The 1,522-nt window shown below is 67.6% G+C and carries 2 protein-coding genes; both read left to right on the top strand.

The window, feature by feature from the left end:
* A partial coding sequence (locus QH283_RS28320; RefSeq protein WP_280505988.1) for a substrate-binding domain-containing protein occupies positions 1-312 on the top strand: 312 nt, incomplete at its 5' end.
* A gap of 107 nt (positions 313-419) precedes the next feature.
* Entirely contained in the window at positions 420-1,502 is a 1,083-nt protein-coding gene (rutA, locus tag QH283_RS28315) for a pyrimidine utilization protein A (protein WP_280505987.1), read from the top strand.
* Positions 1,503-1,522: the final 20 nt, after the last annotated feature.

Genomic DNA, 1,522 nt, shown 5'->3' with positions numbered 1-1,522 from the left:
GGGGGCGCCCCGCTCGGGCCGTCGGGGCTGTTGTGCGACACCGTTTTCGTCGCCTACGGGGGGGTCGAGGCGGCAAAACGCCTCGGCCTCTCGGTGCCGGGTGAGGTGTCCGTCGTCGGCTACAACGACCTCGACCTCTCCTCGTGGGCGATCTTCGACCTGACCACCGTGCGCCAGCCGCTGGCCGAGATGGCCCGCACGGCGGCCGAGTTGCTGCTGGCCAGGATCGACGGCGCCGCGGGCGCGCCGGTGCACCGCGATTTCGCGGTGGAGTTGGTCGCGCGCGGCAGCAGCGGCCCCGCAAGCAGATAGTTACCCACGGCAACCACCTCGTTACACGGATGCGTTTTCTGGAAACGGAGTGCCAATACATTCGAAGTCATCACGGCATCGACCCGGCATCCGTCTGGAGGAGCGACATGGATATCGGCGTATTCATCCCGATCGGCAACAACGGCTGGCTCATCAGCAAGAGCGCGCCGCAGTACAAGCCCAGTTTCGAACTGAACAAGACCATCGTCACCAAGGCCGAGCAGTACGGCATGGACTTCGCGCTGTCGATGATCAAGCTGCGCGGCTTCGGCGGCGAGACCGAGTTCTGGGACCACAACCTGGAGTCGTTCACGCTGATGGCCGGTCTGGCCGCGGTGACCGAACGCATCAAGCTGTTCGCCTCCACCGCCATCCTGACCCTGCCGCCTGCGATCGTGGCGCGCATGGCCACCACGATCGAGTCCATCGCGCCCGGCCGCTTCGGCGTCAACATCGTCACCGGCTGGGCGCCCGCCGAATACACGCAGATGGGTCTGTGGCCGGGCGACGAGTACTTCGGCTACCGCTACGCCCAGGCCACCGAGTACGTGACCGTCATGCGCCAGCTGTGGGCCGACGGGGTCAGCGACTTCAAGGGCGAGTACTACGCGATGGACGACTGCGTGCTCTCGCCGCGGCCCGCGGCGGGCGCGGTGCCGATCGTGGCGGCCGGGCAGTCCAAGAACGGCATGAAGTTCGCCGCCGAGATGGCCGACTTCAACTTCGTCATGGGCGTCGGGGTGAACACGCCCACCGCGATCGCCGACACCACCGCCGAACTGGTGGCCGCGGCCGAGACGACCGGACGCGATGTGGGCGCGCTGGCACTGTTCATGATCATCGCCGACGAGACCGACGAGGCCGCCCAGGCCAGATGGCAGGACTACCACGACAACGCCGACATGGAGGCGCTGGCGTGGATGTCGGGTCAGTCCGCCAGCGATGCCTCCGCCACCGAGGGTTCGACGGCCAAGACCATCTCGGCGCCGGAGGGCGCGGTGAACCTGAACATGGGCACGCTGGTCGGCTCCTACGCGACGGTGGCCGCGATGCTCGACGAGGTGGCCTCGGTGCCGGGCATCAAGGGCATCATGCTGACCTTCGACGATTTCGTGGCGGGCATCGACGCCTTCGGCACCCGCATCCAGCCACTCATGACCAGCCGCAACACCGGCGAGCTGGCGGCCTGATCGCATCGGGGGGGGGGGGG

The sequence above is a fragment of the Nocardia farcinica genome, assembly GCF_029867845.1.
In the GTDB taxonomy this organism is placed as follows: Bacteria; Actinomycetota; Actinomycetes; order Mycobacteriales; family Mycobacteriaceae; genus Nocardia; species Nocardia farcinica_A.
Note: the sequence above shows the minus strand (reverse complement) of the source record. Positions and strands in the feature narration are given on the sequence as shown.